A 22,010-nucleotide genomic window follows, 5' to 3' on the forward strand; every position below is an offset into this window, starting at 1 on the left:
TCATGAATAGAATTAGGCGACTTTTTTTAGAAAATACATTAAAAAAGAAGGTATTTACGTTTACATTGGTTTTACTCATGTGCTTCATTTTAGCATTTGCGTATACTTTTTTGATTACGTCAACGATCAACTCGGAGATTAACCAAATGTTTTCGACAAGTATCGTGTTAAATGAGCTTTTAGAGGACCTTCAACAATTTGAAATCAATTTGGAAACTTATTTGAGCACGAAGAGTTCTGATAGCTTTGTCAACTATTTAGACTATCATGGGAGTATAAAAAAGTATAGTGAAGTTTTAAATTATGGAAATTCAACGAACTCTACGTTATTACAACTCAATAATATTCATTTGCTATTGGATCAGTATCTCGAAGAGTCAGAAAAGGCCATCGATTATAAAAGGGCTCGCAATACAGAAAAGTATCTAGAACGCTATTCGGAAATATTACTTTACAGCCAAGTCATTCATCAAAAAGTAGCTCAACTTGAAATCCACGATTTCAAAACCAATCTTGGAAAATACTTGGAAATGACGGAGAATTTTAAAAGTATTCGGCTTAACTTTGTGGGCATCATAGGCTTGTTGATTGTATTGAGCATTTTTTTTGTACTGAATTTTTCTACAAATGTCACAAGACCAATTGAGGCGTTAAGTGTTCGCGCGGAAGCGATCACTCAAGGTCAGTATGACATAGAGCAAGTTGAGGGCATGTATTTTAAAGAGGCAGAGGTTTTGAAAAAAGCTTTTCAAGAAATGGCAGCACATATTAATGAATATATTAAAGAACTTGAAGATAAAGTGGACACAGAGAATAAACTCAGAGTTTCAGAAACTGAAAAGTTGAAAATGCAAAATTTACTAAATCAAGCTGAATTGCTGGCTTTACAGGCGCAGATTAATCCGCATTTTCTATTTAACACCTTAAATGCAGGTATGCAACTGGCTATTATAGAGAATGCTGACAGAACGGTGTTCTTTTTAGATCATCTTTCTCAACTCTTTAGATATAATATTCAAAGTCTGAATAACAGGGTTAAACTCAGTGAAGAACTTAAAAATGTTAGAAATTATTATGAACTTATGAAGATTCGATTCGGAGATCAACTCGAAATGCATCTAGAGGCAGAAAACAATACGATGTCAGTGGAAATGCCGCCGATGATATTGCAACCCCTCGTTGAAAATGCAATGATTCATGGTTTTAGAGACAAAATGGATACAGGTATTATAACGCTGATTGTTAAAAAAGTTGAAGAGGAAGTGCTCGTCTCGGTTTTGGACAATGGAAACGGTATTTCAGATGAAAAACTTAAAAAACTAAATGCATACGACTTTAAAAAAGATGACCATGAGGCGGTGCAAAGGGGACATACAACAGGATTGGGGCTAGAAAATGTATATGAAAGGTTGAAGCATTTTTATGGTAAGACAGATGTACTGGAGATAAAAAGAAATGGTGAAGAGGGCGCGGAAGTCGTGCTTCATATCCCAATATCGATTGGACGAGGTGCTAAATGATAAGGCTTTTAATTGTGGATGATGAAATGATTGTTCTTGAATCTGTCAGTCAAGTATTAAAAATGCACTATGAGGAAATAATCATTGAAACGGCTAAAAATGCACGTGAAGGTCTCATTAAAGTAGAACATTTTAGGCCACATATGATTATGACGGATATCAGAATGCCAGGAATGAATGGCCTAGAGTTCATAGAACGCATCAGAAAAGTGGATCATCAGGTTAAGATTATTATCGTATCGGCATATGATCAGTTTGAATTTGCCAAGGATGCTGTGAAGTATAATGTTGAGGATTATATATTAAAACCCTTGACCAAAACCAAAATGATTGAGGTCATAGGTCAAACCCTTTCTAAAATAGATTTGGAAGAGGAAAAAAGACATAAAGAGCTCGACCATATCGAACGGTACTATCAGTCCGTAACGCTTGTGGAAAGCAATTTTTTCAACTCCATTTTACTCAACCGAAATTTTATGAGACATATTGCACACTATAGAGAAATTTTGGAAATTACGCTTGAAAAAGGGCGAATGATTACCATTGAATTTGCCAATTTACCATCAAAAGCGAATATGGAGGAGCTCAATTATTACAATCAAAAGATCAACGACTGTTGTGATTATCTGAAAACATCACTCAAATTTCAGATACCATCACTTGTGAGTAACCCATTTCTAAATCGCATTTTTATTTATCTGGAACACCAAGAGGGCACGCGGTTAAATGATCGACAATTTTGGATGAGTATTGTTCAAAATGTTACCGATCGATTTGGCCTTAGAGCAAGGATTGGCCTTGGTGAAACGAAAGAAATTGATAGAATCTATGAATCGTATGAAGAGGCGATCTTAGTTTTAAGGCAGTCGGAACAGACAATTGCATTTGTAGAGGACCAAAAGTTGAAGCCGTTTTCCTTAGAGGCGTTTAATCATTTAACACAATCATTAATTGATGACTTTCTGACGAAACAAAAGAAATTTAAACTGGTTTTAAGACAATACGAATTTGAAATGCTGGCTTTAATGAAACAACCCGAATTATTGCGCTATGCAGAGGCCAATTTGATTGAGACTATGATTAATATCTTTGATATTTGTAAACGTGCTCATATTCAAAAAGATCCGAATAAGATCTACATTTCTGAGTTTTTAGATAAACCAATAGCAAGTAAAATACAACATTTCGAACGTGTAGTGGAAGACTTGTTTGACATATATTCGAAATCCCAAAATAAAGATTACAATGAATTGACGATTTCAGCTATGGAGATTCTTCAGCAGGATTATCATTCAGAAATTACTTTAGAAGGTCTTGCGCATCGGATCAATGTAACCCCTCAATATCTTTCGAAGATCTTTAAAGAGGATACAGGAAATACCTTTAAAGAATATTTAAATGAATTGCGCATAGAAGAGGCGAAAAAAATGCTTAAAGAGGGCAAAAAGTCTATAAAAGAGATTGGATTCTTCATAGGTTATAATGACACCAGTTATTTTATTAGAACCTTCAAAAAGTATGAGGGCATTACGCCTAAAGATTATCAAAGGATGACAAAATGATGAATGTGAAGCAAAGACATATAATTTTTAAGACTCTTATTTTAATGGGCTCAATTATGACCATTCTTGTGATCTCAGTTGCGTGTGGGCAAATCAAATCCAATACAACTGAGCAAGAAATGCATATTAAGATCGGATTGGCTTTTGATTCTTTTGTTGTGGAACGGTGGCAAAGGGAAGTGGAAGTTTTAGTTGCAAAAGCAACAGAAATGGGTGCCACTGTGGATGTGCAGATAGCCAATGAAAGCGTGGAGAAGCAAAGAGAGCAAATACAATATCTCATAGCTGAGCGTATGGATGTCATCATTGTCGTGCCAAAGGATGCCACTGCGCTTGCAGATGTGCTCAGTGAAGCCAGGAGAAATGGTATTAAAATTATTGCCTATGACAGACTTGTTATCGATACCCCTGTGGATTTATACATCTCGTTTGATAATGTTGGGATTGGGAGAGGCATTTCAGAAAGATTGGTATCCAAATTAGATGCTTTATATTATGAACAGCGGAAAGAGAACCTTGCACAAAATAAACCGTTTAATTTACTTGTGATCAATGGTGATCCCAAGGATCACAATTCAACGCTTTTAAATAAAGGTTTTTATGAAACTTTATCCCCTTATGTAAAGAGCGGAAAAATCAAAATTGTCGATGAGATATGGGCTCTGGAATGGCGGGAAAGTTATGCAAAAGAGCTCGTGGAAAAGCATTTAAGAAAAGGGGAACACATAGATGGCATAATCGCTGCTAATGATGTTCTTGCAACAGGTGCGATTGAAACACTTGCAAAGTGGCAACTGGCAGGTGCTGTTATGGTGGTATCTCAAGATGCAGAATTATCGGCATGCCAAAGAATTGTTGAAAAAACACAACTCGCCACAGTGTATAAACCCATCAACGATTTGGCAGAAACTTGTGCTAAAATAGCGATTAATATGGCCAAGGGCGAAAAAGTCATTGCAAATGATGAAATCGATAATGGTAGCGGTGTTATCCCTTATCTAAAGCTGGATACCCGTGTAGTGGATGCAGATAATATCGATGCAGTGATCATTCAAAGCGGATTTCATAAGGAATCAGATGTTTATATAAATGTAACTCGAGAAGAAGAGCAAAATGAAAAATAAAAGGACAAAACATGGACAAATTTAAGCTTAAATTTGTCCATGTTTTTTTATGTATACACAAAAAAAATCAAAATGGATTTAAAATTGTACAAAGTGGTTAAATTATTGAAGTGACTTCAATGTAAAATTTATGTAAAATTCATATGAGCACTAAAGATTTGGGTTCTTAAGTTAAATATTGTTTGCCTCTTTTGAAATAAAAACAATGTTGAAATGTTATGACTTTTTGGTCTAAAACAGGTAAAATAGTAAAGGAACTTGCTAAATAAATGAATAAAGTGTATTCTTTTATTAAGTAAATGTTTACTAAACATTTTGTTTTTATATACATGAAAGGGGTACGAATATGGCAACCATCAAAGATATTGCTGAAAAAGCGGGTGTTTCCTCGGCTACAGTGTCAAGAGTGTTGAATTACGACAACACGTTATCTGTATCAGATGAAAAGCGTCAATTGATATTTGAAATTGCAGAATCAATGGATTATATGCCACCGAGAAAGCGCAATATCAGAAAAACTCAAAAGAAACTTAGAATTGGCCTTGTACACTGGTACACAATGAGTCAGGAATTAGACGATCCGTATTATATGTCGATTCGTCTTGGTATTGAGAAGACCTGTTATGAGGGGAATATTGATATCATAAAAATATTTTTACCAGATGAGTACGATTTTCAAAATCTTGAGAGAATTGATGGGTTCATTGCAATAGGTAAGTTTACAGAATCTCAAATCAAAAAAATTATGGAAGTATCTCAGAACATTGTATTTGTGGACTCCTCTCCCATGGAAGCGCAATTTGATAGTGTGATCATTGATTTTGAGAAGGCAGTCGTTGGTGCACTGGATTATCTTTGGGAAAATGGCCATAGAAAAATAGGCTACATAGGGGGAAGGGAGTGCATTGGGCATGAAAAAATTGCCCTTGGTGAGCGTCGTGAAACGGTGTTTAGGGATTATATGACAAGTCGTGAAATGTTGAATGAGGCACAAATTTACATTGGTGCATTTTTAGCCGAATCGGGTTATGAACTGATGAAAAAGGCAATTAAACTTTCTAAAGATTTACCTACAGCATTCTTGGTTGCAAGTGACTCTATGGCGATTGGTGTTTTAAGAGCTGTTCATGAAATGGGTCTTAGAGTGCCTGAAGACATTAGCGTCGTTGGATTTAATGATATTCCAACGTCCAAATTTACTGTGCCGCCGTTGACTTCTGTTAGAGTTCATAAGGAATTTATGGGTGAAACAGCAGTAGAACTTTTGCTTGAGAGAATTCTGAAGAAGAGAGTGGTTTCCAAAAAAGTGATTGTGCCTACAGAATTACGCATTAGAGAGAGTTGTTGTAAAATCTAAGTAAATATTTCTTGACGATTCCGTAAAATTTTACTAAAATGAAATTGTAACTTACACTAAATAATTTGGGGAGATGATTAAAATGAAAAAATTAACAGCGATTTTATTAATCATGATGATGGTACTATCATTAACAGCTTGTGGTAGTAAAACAGAAGCACCAGCAGCAGATTCAGGTGCAGCACCGGCAGCAGAAGCAAGTGCGGAAAAACCAGTGATTGGTGTTACAATTTACAAATATGACGATAACTTCATGTCGTTCGTAAGAAGAGCTATTGATTCAAGTAATAATGATGTGGCAACACTTGAAATGAATGACTCTCAAAACTCACAAGCAACTCAAAACGATCAAGTGGATACAATGATTTCTAAAGGGGCTAAAGCTTTGGCAATCAACTTAGTAGATCCACAAGCTGCTTCGGCAATTATTACAAAAGCTCAAGCTGCTAATCTTCCAGTTGTATTCTTCAACAAAGAGCCTGAAGCTTCTGTGTTAGCGAGCTACGACAAGGCTTGGTACGTTGGTACTGCTTCAGCTGAAGCGGGTATTATTCAAGGCGAAATGATGGCTAAAATGTGGACAGATAACCCAACTTGGGATAGAAATGGCGATGGCATTGTTCAATACGTTCTTTTAAAAGGCGAACCAGGACATCCAGATGCTGAAGCTAGAACAAAATATGCTGTAGACGTTATGGTTGAAAAAGGCCTTAAAGTTGAAGAGTTAGAACTTCAAACAGGTATGTGGGACAGTGTTAAAGGTAAAGAGTTGATGGATGGTTGGATTGCTAAGCATGGTGACGCTATTGAACTCGTGATCACAAACAATGATGGTATGGCACTCGGTGCAATCCAATCATTAAATGCTAATGGTTACTTTGATAGTGGCAAGTATATGCCAGTATTTGGTGTGGATGCTATTCCAGATGCCTTAGAGCAAATCAAAGCAGGTAAAATGGCTGGAACTGTATTAAACGATGCTAAAAATCAAGGTAAAGCAACTTTCGAGTTAGCTTACAATGTTGCAATGGGTAAAGATCCACTTGATGGAACAACTTGGAAATTTGATGAAAACAAAGCTGTACGTGTGCCTTACGTAGCAGTTACAATCGATAATATCGCGTTTGCTGAAGAAGCATACAAATAAGAATTTACTGTACAAGTGATTATTCGAGATGCAGACATGCATCTCGAATTTTTTGAGAAAACCTATTAGTTGAGTGTCAAAAGTCAAAAGCTGAGCAATCCTCTACCATATGATGCGTTTGCAGATAGCACATGATAATTTTTATAATTATGGATTAAAACAAAACAGTTCATGCGGTCTTTTTAAGTTTTTTTAACAGAATAGATTTGAAATTAAGAAAGTAAAAAAGAATAATTTACCTGAGACTCATTATGGGTATTCTATATAGAAATATCGAAAGGGGGCAGAGTTCTTGAATAGTGATGCAACACAAAAAGAAAGTTTTTTACTTGAAATGCTGAATGTATCCAAAGAATTTCCAGGAGTTAAGGCTTTGGATGGTGTCAAACTCAGGGTCAGAAAAGGCAGTGTTCATGCGCTGATGGGCGAAAATGGTGCAGGAAAATCGACATTGATGAAATGCTTGTTCGGCATATATCATATGGATGAAGGCCAAATCCTTTTTGAAGGCAAGCAAGTTAACTTTATCTCATCAAGGCATGCACTTGATAATGGTGTTTCAATGGTCCATCAAGAGCTTAATCAAGTGAGAACGACAAGAATCATGGACAATATCTGGCTAGGGCGTTTTCCGACTAAAGGCTTATTTGTGGATGAGGAAAAAATGTATCAAGATACAATTAAAATTTTTAAAGAGCTGGATATTAACCTTGATCCAAGACAAAAAATTGGAGCGTTGCCAGTATCGGAAAGTCAAATGGTAGAAATTGCAAAAGCGGTTTCTTATAACTCTAAGATTATTGTAATGGATGAACCGACTTCTTCGCTGACTGAAAATGAAGTCAATCACTTGTTTAAAATTATAACCGCACTAAAAAACAGAGGGGTTTCTGTCATTTATATTTCACACAAAATGGTTGAGATTGAGCAAATTTGTGATGAAGTGACCATTATGCGAGATGGCAAATGGATCAACACCAAAATGGTTAAAGATATTACCACAGACGAGATCATTAACCTAATGGTCGGTAGAGACTTAACACACCGTTTCCCACCTAAAACCAATAAACCGGGTGAGGTTATTCTCAAAATTGAAAATTTCACAGCAACTTATCAGCCGTCCATTAAGGATGTGAGTTTTGAACTTAGAAAAGGAGAAATCCTTGGTGTTGCAGGGCTTGTTGGTGCCAAAAGAACGGATTTAGTCGAGGCTATTTTTGCTGAAAGGCAAGTTTCAGAGGGATGCATGACGCTTCACGGTAAAAAAGTGGCATTTAAAAATCCAAAAGAAGCAATTAAGCATGGCTTGGCACTTGTTACGGAAGAACGACGTGTGACGGGCATATTCCCCAATCAAAATATTTCATTCAATTCGGTTATTGCCAATATTGACAAGTATGTTAAAAAAACGCAAATGCTTAACGATGGACAGATCGAACAAGATACGGCTTGGGTAATTGATAGCATGAGTGTTAAGACGCCTTCTCATAAAACAAGAATTTTGTCGCTTTCAGGTGGCAATCAACAAAAGGTTATCATTGGCAGATGGCTTTTGACAGAGCCAGAAGTGCTTTTAATGGATGAACCCACTAGAGGGATTGACGTAGGAGCGAAATTTGATATTTATAAATTAATGATTGATCTTGCTTCAAAAAACAAAGCGGTTATCATGGTGTCCTCTGAGATGCCAGAGTTATTGGGGATAACAGATCGAATTCTTGTGATGAGCAACGGTAGATTAGCAGGAATTGTTGAGACGGATAAGACAACTCAAGAAGAAATCTTGAGATTGTCTGCTAAATATTTATAATAGGGGGATGAGATCGTATGTCACAGAAGTTTAATAAAAAAGACATTCTCAACTTTATGATGAATAATGCCATCTACATTGTACTTTTCGTATTAATGGCGGCTATTGTTATCATTGAACCGAGATTTATATCGCTTAAGAACTTTTCAAACATTTTAGCACAGGCTTCTACAAGGGTTATTTTTGCACTTGGTGTGGGTACAATCATCGTTGCAAAAGGGACAGACCTTTCACTTGGTCGTCAAGTTGGACTTGCTGCTGTTATTTCAGCTTCAATGTTGCAGGCACCAGGTTATGCTTATAGAATGTATCCAGATTTACCAATTTTGCCGCTTATAGTACCAATCGTAATTGTTATGGTTATAACGGGACTTTTCAGTTTGCTAAATGGGTTTGTAATCGCAAAATTTAAAGTGGATCCATTTATTGCAACGTTAGGTATGATGGTTATCGTCTACGGCGTAAACTCTATTTATTATGATAGACCACCTTATGGTGCGCAACCTATCGGTGGACTTGATGAGAGGTTTGCCCAATTGGCTCAAGGTTATTTTCAAATCGGAACTTTTATTATTCCTTTTTTGGTGCTTTATGCCATCGCCGTAATCGCTCTTATGTGGGTGATTTGGAATAAAACGAAGTTTGGAAAGAATGTTTTTGCAATCGGTGGAAATGCTGAAGCGGCTGCTGTATCGGGTGTCGATGTTGCTAAAATGATTATGTTGGTTTACCTCCTTGCTGGGTTATTATACGGATTAGGGGGGGCTCTTGAAGCCGCGCGTATTGGAACGGCTACAAATAATACAGGTAATGGTTACGAACTGGATGCCATATCAGCATGTATCGTAGGGGGATTATCGTTCTCGGGTGGTATTGGTAGTATTGCCGGTATTGTAACTGGAGTTTTGATTTTCCAAGTTATTGCATATGGTTTATCGTTTATCAGTGTTAACCCCTATTTACAATTTATCATCAAAGGCCTTATCATTGTCATTGCAGTGGCGATTGATAATAGAAAATATATCAAGCGCAAATAATTTAGTCTAAAACAACGAATTGTTAACCTCTAGGCAGCAGAGAAGTCCCTTTCTCTGCTGTTAATCTATTTAAAATAAGGATGGAAAATGTGATGATGTATTTAGGTGTAGATTATTATCCTGAACATTGGGATTTGGAGATGATGGAACACGATCTTGAGCGGATCGTGGCACTTGGCGCCAATACCGTTAGAATTGGTGAATTTGCATGGCATCTGATGGAAGCAACTGAAGGGCGATATGATTTTTCATACTTTGATCAAGCTATTCAAAAAATGAAAGCCTATGGTCTAAATGTTATTTTTGGTACGCCAACAACCACTTTTCCAGCATGGCTGGCTAAAAAATATCCAGAAATATTGTCCGTGGATGCCGAGGGTCAAAAACGTGTTTTTGGAGGACGGAGACAGTATTGCTATAACTCTGAAATATACAGCGTTAAGTCAAGTCAAATTGTCACTGCTTTACTAACACATTATCAAAGTGAACCCGCTATTGTGGCCTGGCAAATAGATAATGAACTTGGGCATGAGGGCAGTGATCAGTGTTATTGCGAAAGTTGTCATAAAGGTTTTCAAACTTTCCTAAAAGAAAAATATGTAGATATAGAAGTGCTCAATAGGACTTATGGGGCGATATTTTGGGGTCAGACTTATAATGATTTTGATGAAATTCCGATGCCTTTAAAGACGATCACCACGCATAATCCAACATTGCAACTGGACTGGGCAAGGTTTAGATCAAAGAGCATTAATGATTATGCTAAAATGCAAATTGATATTGTGAACAAACTTAAGAGGCCACAACAAAATGTGATTCACAATTTCTTTGGTGGCTTTTTTGAGCGCGCTTATGATCAAAACTTATTGGCATCTCGTCTAGATCGGGTAGCGTATGACAATTATCCTGTGTGGGGTGGTCTTGAAAAACCCATTTCACCTGCTAACATTGCCATGACACATGATTACATCAGGGGTTTAAAAAGAGAAAATTTCTGGATTGTGGAAGAACTCATGGGGGCACAAGGTCATACGGTTATTGGGTATTTGCCACGACCAAATCAGGCGAAAATGTGGTCTTATCAAGCCATGGCTCGCGGGTGTGAAGCGCTACTCTATTTTAGATGGAGGGGCATGACGCACGGGGCTGAGCAGTTTTGCCAAGGGATATTAGATCAAGATGATCAGATCAATGAGAAATACAGAGAAGTGAAAGCTTTTTTTGATGATATCAAACGGTATGAAGTCGTCTTATCAACGCCGATCTTAGCAGAAGTTGCCGTTCTTTATGATTATGACAACAGATGGTCTTGGCAAGCTCAAAGTCAAAGTCACGCTTTTGACTTTACAAATGAGCTTTTGAGAGTCTATGAAGGTTTTTATACTCAAAATATTCACATCGATGTGATCGATATAAAAAAATCATGGGATCAGTACAAAGTGATTGCACTTCCGGTGATGCAGATTGTTGATGACGCTCTATTGATGCGCTTAAAAGCATTTGCAGAAAAGGGTGGACAGGTTATTTTTAGCTTTAGAAGTGGCATTAAAAATAGAGACAATAATTTGAGGCTAGGTGAGAACATTCTCAATGAACTTTGTGGTGTTAAACTCAAAAATTATGAATCTTTGGGACTTAATAATCAGGTTAAATTAAAGACTTCTACACATGAGGCTGCTATAGGGGGGGCCACGATGAGTGTCTGGAGAGATCTTCTTGAACCGACTACTGCTGAGGTGATTTACCGATATGATGACCTATTTTTTGACCAGTACGCAGCAATTACCAAGAACAGCTTTGGTGATGGCACTGTGTATTATGTTGGAGGCGGTCTATCTCAAGTGGCTACCAATGCTTTGATCGAGCAGATATTAAAAGAGACTGGTATATTAACACATAAGAGTGCCAAAGGCCTTGAAGTGGTAAGGCGAAACTCGGGTGAGGACACTTATCTTTTTATCATGAATCATACAGAAAGTAATCAAAGCTATTTAGAACATACGGTTGGTCCATACGAATCTCGGATTATTAATCTAGCAAAAATATGAAATGTACGTGAAAAGAGTTTCGTTGTGTACCACGTACACAACGAAACTCCCCTACTTCTCAAAGTGGGGGTTCATATTCCTAATTTTACGAAGGTAGCGAAGCGGACTGAGTAGACGCTTTGATTTGGGATTATAGACTATATTTTTTCAATGGTCGTCAATAGATCGTTAAAAATTTCGGGTACTGTGCTCATGGCTTTGACTTTATAGACATTTTCACCTGAAAATATCAAGCCTTCATCCACATTTCCCGAAACGGCATTCACAAGCGCTTGGGAAATACAATATGGCGTCGTTTTAATATCACATGTCTTAAGACAATTGACACAGCGCTTTATTTTAGGCGGATTGTTTGCATTTATCTTTTCCAAAAATGGATTTTGAACAGCTCGCCCAGGTAGGCCTACGGGTGAAATGATAATTTTGACATCCTCTTTAACCGCATCAATATAGGCCTGTTTGTAAGCATCACTTGCATCGCATTCTTTTGTGGCTACGAAGCGTGTCGCCATCTGAACCCCGTCACCACCTGCTTTTAAGACTTCTGCAATATCTTCACCTGAATAGATACCACCAGCGACAATCAAAGGAATCTTCTTTTGATATTTTTCTTCATAAGGTTTTAAAATGACTTTTATCTCAGAAATCGTTTTGAAAACGTCATAGTTGTCATTGATAATATCATCGCGATTAAAGCCTAGGTGACCACCAGCTTTTACACCTTCGAGCACAACTGCATCGGGTGCAATGTTGTGATTTCTGTCCCATAACTTTGCGATCAAGCGGGCACCTTTAGAAGAGGAAATAATCGGTGCAATTTTTGTGCTAGAACCTTTGACGAGGCTAGGAAGTTCAGCTGGAATTCCTGCGCCAGAGACGATGAAATCAATCCCCTCTTTAACAGCTTCGCGGACATGCTCCGCATACATATTCATAGCAACCATGAAATTAATGCCAATGGCACCGCCCATGGTCATTTCTTTTGCTTTTCTAATTTCATTCCGCAATGCACGTAAATTGGCTTCAAGTGTATTGTCCATAAAATCGGGTTCTTCAAAACCCAGATTAACACCTGACATAACGCCAAGTCCACCAGCATTTGTAACGGCAGCTGCAAGCCCAGATCTGGTAACGCCAATGCCCATAGCACCTAAAACAATGGGATATTTTATTTTTAAACTTCCAATATCTAAAGTTGGCAATTTCATTTTTCCTCCTAAATCAATCAAACCGTATTTCATGGCTACATGTACTTATAATACAGCATATAATGAAGTGTTTTCAACGCTTGTATGAAAATGCTATAAAAATGCTATAAAAAATTTATAAATACACTGGGAGTATTCCAAAAAAACGCAATAGAAAGGGCTTTTAAGACTTGAATAGATGTTATGATTTATAAATGCATTTAAAAATAATTGTCAAAATCCATAGGAATAATATATAATAGGGATGGGTAACCTTTTTCCAAGATCGATTTTACAAAATATGAAAGGAGCTTGGAAGATGAGTAAAAATGTTAACATTGATTGGAATAATTTAGGATTTGGATATACGAAAACAGATTTTCGTTATGTCTCCATGTGGAAAGATGGCGCTTGGGATGAGGGCAAATTAACTGAAGATAACATGATATCTATCAGTGAATCCTCTACGGCGATTCACTATGGACAACAGTGCTTTGAAGGACTCAAAGCGTATACGACTTCAACTGGAGATGTACAACTTTTCAGACCAGATGAAAATGCAATGCGTATGAATAGAAGCTGTAGACGTGTATTAATGCCTGAAATTCCAGTTGAGAAATTTGTGGATGCGTGTATTCAAGTGGTTAAAGCCAATTTGGATTACGTACCGCCATATGGTACTGGAGCAACATTGTATCTTAGACCTTATGTAATTGGCGTGGGCCATAATTTAGGCGTTAAACCAGCACCAGAATTTATGTTCGGTGTATTTTGTGTACCAGTTGGTGCCTATTTTAAAGGTGGCATGGCACCTGTAAACTTCACCATCGCTGATATGGATAGAGCTGCGCCATATGGTACAGGTGCTGCTAAAGTGGGTGGTAACTATGCTGGCAGTATGATGCCGCATCAAGAAGCTGTTAATAAAGGTTTTGCAGATTGTATTTATCTTGATCCAATGACGCACACGAAGATTGAAGAAGTGGGTGCAGCAAATTTCTTTGGCATCACAAAAGACAACAAGTTTATAACCCCTAAATCACCATCGATCTTACCAAGTATCACGAAATATTCTTTGATGTACCTCGCTGAAAACTATTTAAAAATGGCAGTGGAAGAAAGAGATTGTGAGATTGATAAGATTGATGAGTTTACTGAAGCAGGTGCATGTGGCACAGCAGCAGTAATCACACCAATTGGTGGTATTGATTACAAAGATAAACTGCATGTGTTTTTCAGCGAAACAGAAGTGGGTCCTGTCACTAAAAAATTGTATGATACTTTAGTAGGCATTCAATTTGGTGATGTGGAAGCGCCTGAAGGCTGGATTGTAAAAGTAAAATAAGTTTTTTGAAAGGGTCATACGGTGTATGGCCCTTTTTACATAGATTTATAAGAGGGATGGGTATGCATTAAGGTTTTCTTCTAATAAATAGGATTCAAAAATCTTGAAATATAGATTGCCAAACGTGGGCATTGCCATAAAATGGTGAGTGCCTATATTTAAGGCGTACGCCCATAAGGCAAGTGATTCCCCTTGGATAGGACATTTTCCATACTTGGCATCTCCCATAACGGGATAACCTATTGAAGAAAGCTGCACACGGATTTGATGCTGACGACCTGTTTCTAGTATAATTTCAAGCAGACTTAAAGGGCCATATGCGCTGTCCATATGGGCTATTTTTTTATAATGAAGCTTTGCTTTTAATGTGCCTTGAGAGGCCGTTTTAAAAGCGGTGACATAATTGCTTTTCGTGTCGATTGTCAGATAGTGCGTAAGCGTTCCAGAAGTTTCTAAAGTATCTATAGGGTCAGAAACGACTGTTATATACCGTTTTTCAACTTTGTGGTCAGAGAAACTTTGATTTAACTGCTTCAAAGTAGAGGGTGTTTTAGCAAAAATACAGATCCCACCAGTGTGGCGATCTAGACGATGGACTAAACCGATAAAGGGATCTTCAATGCCACGACTGAACTCAAAGTAATCTTCGAGAAGTGTCAATAGTGAAACTGTGGCGTTTCGATCTGGTTGCATGGGCAGGTTTTGTGGTTTGACAACCACAAGCAGATTCTGATCTTCATATAGGATCTCAGGTATGAGATTGTTTTTGGCATTATGGATTGATTTTTTGTGAATATGAGCGTTCATTCGACAACCTTTCTGATTTATTTTCTAAATCATTGTATAACACCCTTTGGCGTTTATCAAGATGATCATAAGATAGAGTATGATAAATTCCCAAAAAAGAAAAAAGCCATTACAAATGTAATGGCGTGGTTGACATAACCTAAAATGCTGTTTTAAGATCGTAAATATGATAGTCCATTGGAAGTTCATCCACTATGAATTTCCCTAAAAATCCAGAGTGACCTGCTAATTTTTGTTCAATGATTTGAGTTTCAGTTGCTGATAACTCAGTTTTCAGAAATGCACCCGTTGATTTGCATTTAATACCGATTTGATTATTCTTCATAACCAATTCACCGAACACATTTGAATCCGATTGATTTCCGTCAGCCATAAAATAAGTACCATCTTCAAGTAGTAGATAATTTTTCATTGCTTTCCTCCTATTCTTGTCTCTCTGGACAACTTTAATAATTGAAAGTGCATCTTTATGCAATTGACTGTATAAATATTTATTAGAATTATTATACCACATTGAGTGAACAATGCAATAGAAAAACACAAAAAGTTTGTCTTGAATAGTTTTAATAAAATAGGGTATAAATCTAAATTAAGGAGGTGCTTTCTCTTATGAGTAACTCAATTAATAACCTTAATCATTATAATGTATCTGCATCTGAAAGGGAAGTTAATTTTGAAGAAAAAAATCAAAAGAATGCTTCAGAGCATGTGGTTCAGTTAGGGGGTCATACAAAGGCCGACAAAATAGTAGAACCTGAAAATCGAATCGATAGACTTAAAGAGATTTATGGTGAAAAAGTTTTAAAACAAATGGGCATTACAGCATGTGAAACTTGTCAGTCCAGAACTTATGTAGATGGCTCTGATGATCCAGGTGTTTCTTTTAAGACGCCAACGAATATATCTCCTGAAGCTTCAGATGCCGCTGTGGCATCTCACGAAGGTGAGCATGTTGCCAATGAAACTGCCAAGGCTGAAAGTGAAGGTAGAGAAGTTGTTTCACAAAGTGTCAGAACTTTTAAAGCGGTTTGCCCCGAATGCGGCAGAATGTATACTTCCGGTGGCGTGACACATACAACTACTCAAAATAAATCAAATTATAGTACGCAAAATCAAAATTTTCAGGGACAATTACTGGATATGACGGTATAATGAAGTTAATATAACCCTTGGGGAGATGGCTCCCACTTTAAGAAGTGGGAGCCATCTCCCTAATTCAGTGGGAGTCTAAACTCCCACTGAATGCAATCCGATAGGATTGCGCAAGGGTTACGAAGGCAGCGAAGCGGACTGAGTATGATACTACAAATAGTCTGTGCGCAATTGCGCAAGGGTTACGAAGGCAGCGAAGCGGACTGAGTATGATACTACAAATAGTCTGTGCGCAATTGCGCAAGGGTTACGAAGGCAGCGAAGCGGACTGAGTATGATACTACAAATAGTCTGTGCGTAATTGTAGCAAGGGTTACGAAGGCAGCGAAGCGGACTGAGTATACACTTTTATAATGAATTAGAGGATATATTAATGGATAAAGCCAAAAGGAAGACACACATTTTAAAGGTAGCAAAAGCTTGTTTTGAGGCGTATGGGTTCAATCAAACCTCGATGGACTATTTAGCTCAGCAATGTGAGTTAACTAAGAGAACAGTATATAAGTACTATAGAAGCAAGGATGAGCTCTATTTTGATTTAGTTTGTGAATCTTTCATGAAATTTGAATCCAAGTACCTTACAATAGATGCCTCTATGAGTGCAATTGATCAGATCAACACACTTATGGACTGCTATATTGAGTTTTTTGAAGAAAGTCCTTTTTTTGCGAACTTGATGGTGACACGTAAGGTGTATGAACAAGAAGACCCGCTTGTCCTTGAAAAGATAAAGCGTATTGAAACTTATGCTAAAGGAATACCATTACCTCAATTTATTGAAAAGGGTATCCATGAAGGCAGTTTGCGAGACGATATTGAGCCCTATCAGCAAGCGCTAATCATTTGGGGGGCTTTACACGGTGTTATGGAGATTGCGGTGAACAAAACGCGGTTAATTGAAAATAGAGATATCAAGTCGTTTTTACTGAGGTCAAAAGCGATGTTAATCCAATCTATGCGCCAATAGTTAAGAAATGAATTAAGCACTTATTTCGAAAAAGAAATGAGTGTTTTTTGTGAAAAGAGTTGCATGAATATGAAAGATAATGTATAATTACTTAAAAATAATTCTTGCGAAAAGGGAGTGATTGTGGTGAAGGAAAAAATAATCGTTGTTTACAGTGAGGGCACCAATGGCGCATCTATGTTGGAATGGATGGAAAGGCAAGTGAATACTGAAATCGTAGCTGTAAATTTTTCAAGTGATGATGCTTTCCTATTATCCAACACTGCAATGATCGTAGGTGCTAAAAAAGTTTATATGATAGATTTGGTTTCAGCCATTGAGCCTTTACAAACGCTTGAAGATTTGATTACAAGCAAAGTGCTCAAGATAGCAGCTAAAGAAAATGCAAGCTCTATTGTGGCAGCTGATGATACTTGTCAGTGGTTGATGAAACACAATCCATCGATAAAGATCATGCCGTTAGTTTCATAGAAAAGCCAGATGCATCATTTTTGAATGATGCATTTTTTTAAGCCTTTTGGTTGAAATTGTAAAAAACACAAGACAAAATGTCATAAAATAAACGTATTGTGTTAATTAATAATGTACAGTGATACATTAATTATTGGAGGGTGTATGAAAGGATATTTGGTATTAGAGGATGGATTTGTCCTCGAAGGGAAATTATTTGGCTCTCTCGAAAAGAGCATTGGAGAGGTTGTCTTTAATACAGGGATGACAGGATATGAAGAGATCATCACAGATCCATCTTATTTTGGACAAATGGTGATTTTAACCTACCCAATCATCGGCAATTACGGCATCAATCTAGAAGACATCCAATCGGTTGGACCTCAAATCAAAGGTCTTATTGTAAGAGAATTTGTAGGGCATTATTCAAATTGGAGAGGTAAAATGACACTCTCTGAATATTTGGAATCACATAAAATCATCGGAATAGAGCAATTGGATACCAGAGCACTTGTCAAACATATCAGGGATAAAGGCACCATGATCGGCGTTATTGTCACAGAATCTGTTTTTAACTCAGTCGGTGGCGATCTTCAAATTTTGTTTGCTCAAAAAGACAATTTGGTCAGTGGGGAAGCGCTTCTTGAAGCGGTTTCCACAAAAGAGAGTTACACAATGGACGTTGCTACTGAGAAAAATGATTACAAAGTAGCAGTGCTGGACTTTGGAATCAAACGTAATATATTAGAATCCTTGGCATTAAGATCAGGACATGTAAAAGTATTTCCGGCATTCACAAGTTATGAGGACATCATGGCTTATAATCCTGATGGTGTGTTTTTATCCAATGGCCCTGGCGATCCTGAAGACTATCAAAGCGTTGTAGAAGTGGTAAAGCAATTGCTTGATTCAAAACCTGTATTTGGCATTTGCTTAGGACATCAATTGATTGCACTTGCACTGGGTGCAAAGACTCAAAAACTTAAATTTGGTCATAGGGGTTCTAATCACCCTGTTAAGGATATAAACCTGAATAAAGTGATGATCACCTCTCAAAATCATGGTTATGTCGTTGTCAAAGAAACACTTGAACCCCTTGATGTTACTGTAACACATCTCAATGTTAACGATGACTCAATAGAGGGCTTAAAACATAATTACAAACCTGTTTTTAGTGTTCAATACCATCCAGAAGCGTCACCAGGACCTGGTGATTCTGCTTATTTGTTTGATCAATTTATTGCGATGATGGAGGAGACTAAAAATGCATAATCATATAATCGAAAAAAAGAGAAGAGTGCTGATCATAGGTTCTGGTCCTATCGTCATTGGACAGGGTGCTGAATTCGACTATTCTGGAAGTCAAGCTTGCAAAGTGCTGAAAGAAGAAGGCCATTATACCATTTTAGTGAATAACAATCCTGCAACGATTATGACGGACCGTGAAATGGCAGATGCCATTTACCTTGAACCCGCTCAAATTGATTTTATTGAAAAAATAATTATCAAAGAAAAGCCAGATGCAATTATTCCGGGAATTGGTGGTCAAACAGGTCTTAATGTGGCAGTTAACCTTCACGATCTTGGACTTTTAGATAAGTATAAGATTGAAGTGTTAGGCACTTCTATTGAAGGCATAAAAAAGTCTGAGGACAGAGAAGGCTTTAAAAAGGCAATGGAGAAAATCGGGATTCCAGTGCTTCAAAGTTATGCAGTGACGACGTATAAAGAAGCGCTTGCCTGTTTAGACCATCTTGATTTGCCTGTAGTGGCACGACCTGCGTATACGCTTGGTGGGACTGGTGGCGGTATCTGTCATACGATGGAAGAATTCGAAGCGATCGTCAAAAGAGGGATAGCACTTTCGCCTGTAAACCAAGTGCTTATTGAGAAATCACTTATGGGATGGAAAGAAATTGAATATGAGCTCATGAGAGATTCGGCTGGCAACTGTATCACGGTTTGTAACATGGAAAATATAGACCCGCTTGGCGTTCATACGGGTGATAGCATCGTGGTGGCACCTTCGCAGACGTTAAGTGATAAAGAATATCAAATGCTTAGAAAAGCGGCAATTGATATCGCAGCTGAACTTGAAATCGTAGGGGGATGTAATGTTCAATATGCACTTGATCCTAAGAGTTTTCAGTTCTATGTGATAGAAGTCAATCCAAGGGTAAGTCGATCGTCAGCACTGGCGTCAAAGGCAACTGGTTATCCAATTGCAAAAGTTTCGACTAAAATAGCACTCGGTTATCAAATGGACGAAATCGTCAATGACATTACTCAAAAGACAAAAGCGTGTCATGAACCCGCTTTAGATTACTGTGTGGTCAAGTTTCCCAAATGGGCTTTTGATAAATTTCCAGAGGGCGATAAAAGTCTAGGCACTACAATGAAGGCAACTGGAGAAGTAATGGCCATTGGCAATAACTTTGAAGCGGCGTTCTTAAAAGCGGTGCGTTCGCTTGAGCTCAATCAATACAGCTTAATCTTTGAGCCCCTTAAAAAGATGGTTTTAGATGAATTATTTGAAGAAATTGCAAAACCTAAAAGTGATCGCATTTTCTATGTGGGGGAGCTTTTAAGAAGAGAAGTCAGTATACCAAGCATTCACGCACAGACGGGGATTGATTTCTTTTTCCTTCATAAACTCAAAAAAATCATCACTTTTGAGAATTTGGTGAAAAAGTCTACGCTGGAGTCCATCGGGAAAGTTGAATTGCTTGAAATGAAAAGAATCGGCATGTCTGATGCCTTTCTGTCCAAACACTTGCTTGGAAATCCGGACGAGATGAGCATTAGAGCTTATCGAAAGCGTTTGGGGATCATTCCAACTTATAAGATGGTGGATACTTGTAGCGGCGAATTTGAGGCTCTTACACCATACTACTATTCCACATATGATCAATTCGATGAGAATATGCGTACGGATAAGAAGAAGGTCATCGTTATCGGTTCAGGGCCAATTAAAATTGGTCAAGGCGTTGAATTTGATTATTGTTCAGTTCATGGGATTAAAGCGGTAAAAGCACAGGGCTATGAAGGTATTATCATCAATAACAATCCTGAAACGGTGAGTACAGATTTTGATGTTTCTGATAAACTTTATTTCGAGCCAATCACCGTGGAAGATGTTTTAAACATTGTAGACTTCGAAAAACCAGATGGCATCATAATTCAGTATGGTGGTCAAACGGGATTGAAATTGGCTGAAATATTAAAGGATTTAATCATTGGAACTTCTTTTGAGAATATTGAGGCTTCTGAAAATAGAGAAGATTTTTACAATTTATTGGATAAAGTGGACATTCTTCATCCAGAGGGTTTAAGTGCCAATAATGTGGAAGAAGTGATGACCATTGCCGAGGGGTACGGATTTCCAGTGCTCATAAGACCGAGTTATGTCATCGGCGGACTAGGGATGAAAATCATAGATGATGCAGATCAACTCCGATCATATTCGAAGATGCTATTTGCACTTGGAAATGATGAATTGCTTGTGGATCGCTATATACTGGGCATGGAAATCGAAATTGATGCCATTTGTGATGGTGAGGAAATTTTGATCCCAGGCATTATGGAACATCTTGAGCGTGCAGGAATTCATTCAGGTGATAGTATATCTATTTATCCTTCAAAGGCTTTAACCGAATCATTAAAAAAAGATTTGTATATTTTAACTCAGAAATTATCTAAGACTTTTGATGTTCATGGGCTTATGAACATTCAGTTGGTTGAAAAAGAGGGTCAATTCTATTGCATCGAAATCAATCTTAGAGCATCGAGAACAGTGCCGTTTTTAAGCAAGATTACAGGGGTTCCTATGATTGAGCTTTCAACACGTGTCATGTTGGGACAATCACTTTCAGATATGGGATATGGCTTAGGGCTCTATCCTGAAAAATCTGTATATGCAGTGAAAATTCCAGTATTCTCAAATGATAAGCTCATAGGGGTTGATGTTGAACTGGGTCCTAATATGAAGTCAACGGGTGAAATGATGTGCATTGAAACCACCGTGGATAAAGCACTTGCAAAAGGGTTTATGGCCATCGGCAATTCTTTTGATCATCACGGCAAAGTCGTTTGTATCATTGATTCTATCGACAGTAAAACCGCAGAGGCACTTGAGATTATGAAACAGTTTCAGTTGATTGGCTACGAACTTGTATCTGATCGGGAGACGGCTGATTTGATGAATCAACATGGGATAGATTTGAAATTCGATACTGTGGTTGAAGCGATCTATCAAGTATTTGATGAAGAGCATGTGAAATTTGTCGTGACAAATCTCTCAGGAGGCGAAGCTAAAAAGACTTTTAATATCAGGCGTTTTGCCACAGAAAAGAAAATTCCATGTGTGACGGCTTATGATACGTATTTATCATTTGTGAATATCTTATCTAAACCGGAAATATTTAGTAATTTAGAAGTGTTTGATATCAATGCTTTAGCTTAAAAAATGCGTTTTGAACTCAATCTAATTCACAAGCA

The 22,010-nt window shown here is 37.6% G+C and carries 17 protein-coding genes; 14 read left to right on the forward strand and 3 right to left on the reverse strand.

Going from position 1 to position 22,010, the window contains the following annotated elements; genetic code table 11:
* The first annotated feature begins 2 nt into the window (after positions 1-2).
* From F3D3_RS10720 to F3D3_RS10755, 8 genes are all read left to right on the forward strand, one after another.
* A complete protein-coding gene (locus F3D3_RS10720; RefSeq protein WP_175438350.1) occupies positions 3-1,520 on the forward strand; it encodes a sensor histidine kinase in 1,518 nt (505 codons plus the stop codon).
* Positions 1,517-3,082: a response regulator gene (locus F3D3_RS10725; protein ID WP_069873804.1), complete on the forward strand. Its 1,566-nt coding sequence runs from the start codon at positions 1,517-1,519 to the stop codon at positions 3,080-3,082. Before F3D3_RS10720 ends, F3D3_RS10725 begins: the two co-directional genes overlap by 4 nt.
* Positions 3,079-4,206, forward strand: a complete 1,128-nt coding sequence (locus tag F3D3_RS10730) for a sugar ABC transporter substrate-binding protein (protein ID WP_084388961.1) — start codon at positions 3,079-3,081, stop codon at positions 4,204-4,206. Before F3D3_RS10725 ends, F3D3_RS10730 begins: the two co-directional genes overlap by 4 nt.
* A 346-nt stretch (positions 4,207-4,552) precedes the next feature.
* Complete coding sequence (locus F3D3_RS10735) at positions 4,553-5,563, forward strand: LacI family DNA-binding transcriptional regulator (protein ID WP_069873805.1); 1,011 nt, start codon at positions 4,553-4,555, stop codon at positions 5,561-5,563.
* A 112-nt stretch (positions 5,564-5,675) separates the two neighbouring features.
* On the forward strand, positions 5,676-6,710 hold the full coding sequence (gene mglB, locus F3D3_RS10740; RefSeq protein WP_242877122.1) for a galactose/glucose ABC transporter substrate-binding protein MglB: 1,035 nt from the start codon (positions 5,676-5,678) through the stop codon (positions 6,708-6,710).
* Positions 6,711-7,002: 292 nt separating this feature from the next.
* A complete protein-coding gene (gene mglA / locus F3D3_RS10745; protein WP_255364385.1) occupies positions 7,003-8,520 on the forward strand; it encodes a galactose/methyl galactoside ABC transporter ATP-binding protein MglA in 1,518 nt (505 codons plus the stop codon).
* A gap of 17 nt (positions 8,521-8,537) precedes the next feature.
* On the forward strand, positions 8,538-9,557 hold the full coding sequence (mglC, locus tag F3D3_RS10750) for a galactose/methyl galactoside ABC transporter permease MglC (RefSeq protein ID WP_069873809.1): 1,020 nt from the start codon (positions 8,538-8,540) through the stop codon (positions 9,555-9,557).
* Between the two features lie 92 nt (positions 9,558-9,649).
* Entirely contained in the window at positions 9,650-11,605 is a 1,956-nt protein-coding gene (locus F3D3_RS10755; protein ID WP_242877123.1) for a beta-galactosidase, read from the forward strand.
* A gap of 137 nt (positions 11,606-11,742) precedes the next feature.
* On the opposite strand, the gene F3D3_RS10760 is transcribed toward F3D3_RS10755, so the two are convergent.
* Positions 11,743-12,813: a nitronate monooxygenase family protein gene (locus F3D3_RS10760; protein WP_069873810.1), complete on the reverse strand. Its 1,071-nt coding sequence runs from the start codon at positions 12,811-12,813 to the stop codon at positions 11,743-11,745.
* Positions 12,814-13,111: 298 nt separating this feature from the next.
* On the opposite strand from F3D3_RS10760, the gene F3D3_RS10765 reads away from it, so the two are divergent.
* Positions 13,112-14,137 (forward strand): branched-chain amino acid aminotransferase, encoded by a 1,026-nt coding sequence (locus F3D3_RS10765; protein WP_069873812.1) that lies wholly within the window; start codon positions 13,112-13,114, stop codon positions 14,135-14,137.
* A gap of 45 nt (positions 14,138-14,182) precedes the next feature.
* Here the strand turns inward: F3D3_RS10765 and F3D3_RS10770 are convergent, their stop codons facing one another.
* On the reverse strand, positions 14,183-14,944 hold the full coding sequence (locus F3D3_RS10770) for an RluA family pseudouridine synthase (protein ID WP_069873814.1): 762 nt from the start codon (positions 14,942-14,944) through the stop codon (positions 14,183-14,185).
* A gap of 139 nt (positions 14,945-15,083) precedes the next feature.
* Entirely contained in the window at positions 15,084-15,356 is a 273-nt protein-coding gene (locus tag F3D3_RS10775; RefSeq protein WP_069873816.1) for a hypothetical protein, read from the reverse strand.
* Positions 15,357-15,553: 197 nt separating this feature from the next.
* Here F3D3_RS10775 and F3D3_RS10780 point away from each other — a divergent pair, with 197 nt between their 5' ends.
* The 5 genes from F3D3_RS10780 to carB all read left to right on the forward strand — a co-directional run bounded on the left by F3D3_RS10780 (position 15,554) and on the right by carB (position 21,975).
* Positions 15,554-16,096: a hypothetical protein gene (locus tag F3D3_RS10780; RefSeq protein WP_069873817.1), complete on the forward strand. Its 543-nt coding sequence runs from the start codon at positions 15,554-15,556 to the stop codon at positions 16,094-16,096.
* Positions 16,097-16,469: 373 nt separating this feature from the next.
* Complete coding sequence (locus F3D3_RS10785) at positions 16,470-17,063, forward strand: TetR/AcrR family transcriptional regulator (RefSeq protein ID WP_069873819.1); 594 nt, start codon at positions 16,470-16,472, stop codon at positions 17,061-17,063.
* Positions 17,064-17,189: 126 nt separating this feature from the next.
* On the forward strand, positions 17,190-17,534 hold the full coding sequence (locus F3D3_RS10790; RefSeq protein ID WP_069873821.1) for a hypothetical protein: 345 nt from the start codon (positions 17,190-17,192) through the stop codon (positions 17,532-17,534).
* Between the two features lie 144 nt (positions 17,535-17,678).
* Positions 17,679-18,785 carry a glutamine-hydrolyzing carbamoyl-phosphate synthase small subunit gene (gene carA, locus F3D3_RS10795; protein ID WP_069873823.1) on the forward strand — a complete coding sequence of 369 codons (1,107 nt, stop codon included), beginning with the start codon at positions 17,679-17,681 and terminating at the stop codon, positions 18,783-18,785.
* Positions 18,778-21,975 (forward strand): carbamoyl-phosphate synthase (glutamine-hydrolyzing) large subunit, encoded by a 3,198-nt coding sequence (gene carB / locus F3D3_RS10800; RefSeq protein ID WP_069873824.1) that lies wholly within the window; start codon positions 18,778-18,780, stop codon positions 21,973-21,975. The genes carA and carB overlap by 8 nt, the downstream gene beginning before the upstream one ends.
* Positions 21,976-22,010: the final 35 nt, after the last annotated feature.

The organism is Fusibacter sp. 3D3 (assembly GCF_001748365.1).
Classification (GTDB): Bacteria; Bacillota; Clostridia; order Peptostreptococcales; family Acidaminobacteraceae; genus Fusibacter_A.

What these genes read in the sequence shown, in the direction of transcription:
- F3D3_RS10720 (WP_175438350.1), top strand. Translation starts at nt 3, where the DNA reads ATGAATAGAATTAGGCGACTTTTTTTAGAAAATACATTAAAAAAGAAG.
- F3D3_RS10725 (WP_069873804.1), top strand. Translation starts at nt 1,517, where the DNA reads ATGATAAGGCTTTTAATTGTGGATGATGAAATGATTGTTCTTGAATCT.
- F3D3_RS10730 (WP_084388961.1), top strand. Translation starts at nt 3,079, where the DNA reads ATGATGAATGTGAAGCAAAGACATATAATTTTTAAGACTCTTATTTTA.
- F3D3_RS10735 (WP_069873805.1), top strand. Translation starts at nt 4,553, where the DNA reads ATGGCAACCATCAAAGATATTGCTGAAAAAGCGGGTGTTTCCTCGGCT.
- mglB (WP_242877122.1), top strand. Translation starts at nt 5,676, where the DNA reads ATGATGATGGTACTATCATTAACAGCTTGTGGTAGTAAAACAGAAGCA.
- mglC (WP_069873809.1), top strand. Translation starts at nt 8,538, where the DNA reads ATGTCACAGAAGTTTAATAAAAAAGACATTCTCAACTTTATGATGAAT.
- F3D3_RS10755 (WP_242877123.1), top strand. Translation starts at nt 9,650, where the DNA reads ATGATGTATTTAGGTGTAGATTATTATCCTGAACATTGGGATTTGGAG.
- F3D3_RS10760 (WP_069873810.1), bottom strand. Translation starts at nt 12,813, where the DNA reads ATGAAATTGCCAACTTTAGATATTGGAAGTTTAAAAATAAAATATCCC.
- F3D3_RS10765 (WP_069873812.1), top strand. Translation starts at nt 13,112, where the DNA reads ATGAGTAAAAATGTTAACATTGATTGGAATAATTTAGGATTTGGATAT.
- F3D3_RS10770 (WP_069873814.1), bottom strand. Translation starts at nt 14,944, where the DNA reads ATGAACGCTCATATTCACAAAAAATCAATCCATAATGCCAAAAACAAT.
- F3D3_RS10775 (WP_069873816.1), bottom strand. Translation starts at nt 15,356, where the DNA reads ATGAAAAATTATCTACTACTTGAAGATGGTACTTATTTTATGGCTGAC.
- F3D3_RS10780 (WP_069873817.1), top strand. Translation starts at nt 15,554, where the DNA reads ATGAGTAACTCAATTAATAACCTTAATCATTATAATGTATCTGCATCT.
- F3D3_RS10785 (WP_069873819.1), top strand. Translation starts at nt 16,470, where the DNA reads ATGGATAAAGCCAAAAGGAAGACACACATTTTAAAGGTAGCAAAAGCT.
- carA (WP_069873823.1), top strand. Translation starts at nt 17,679, where the DNA reads ATGAAAGGATATTTGGTATTAGAGGATGGATTTGTCCTCGAAGGGAAA.
- carB (WP_069873824.1), top strand. Translation starts at nt 18,778, where the DNA reads ATGCATAATCATATAATCGAAAAAAAGAGAAGAGTGCTGATCATAGGT.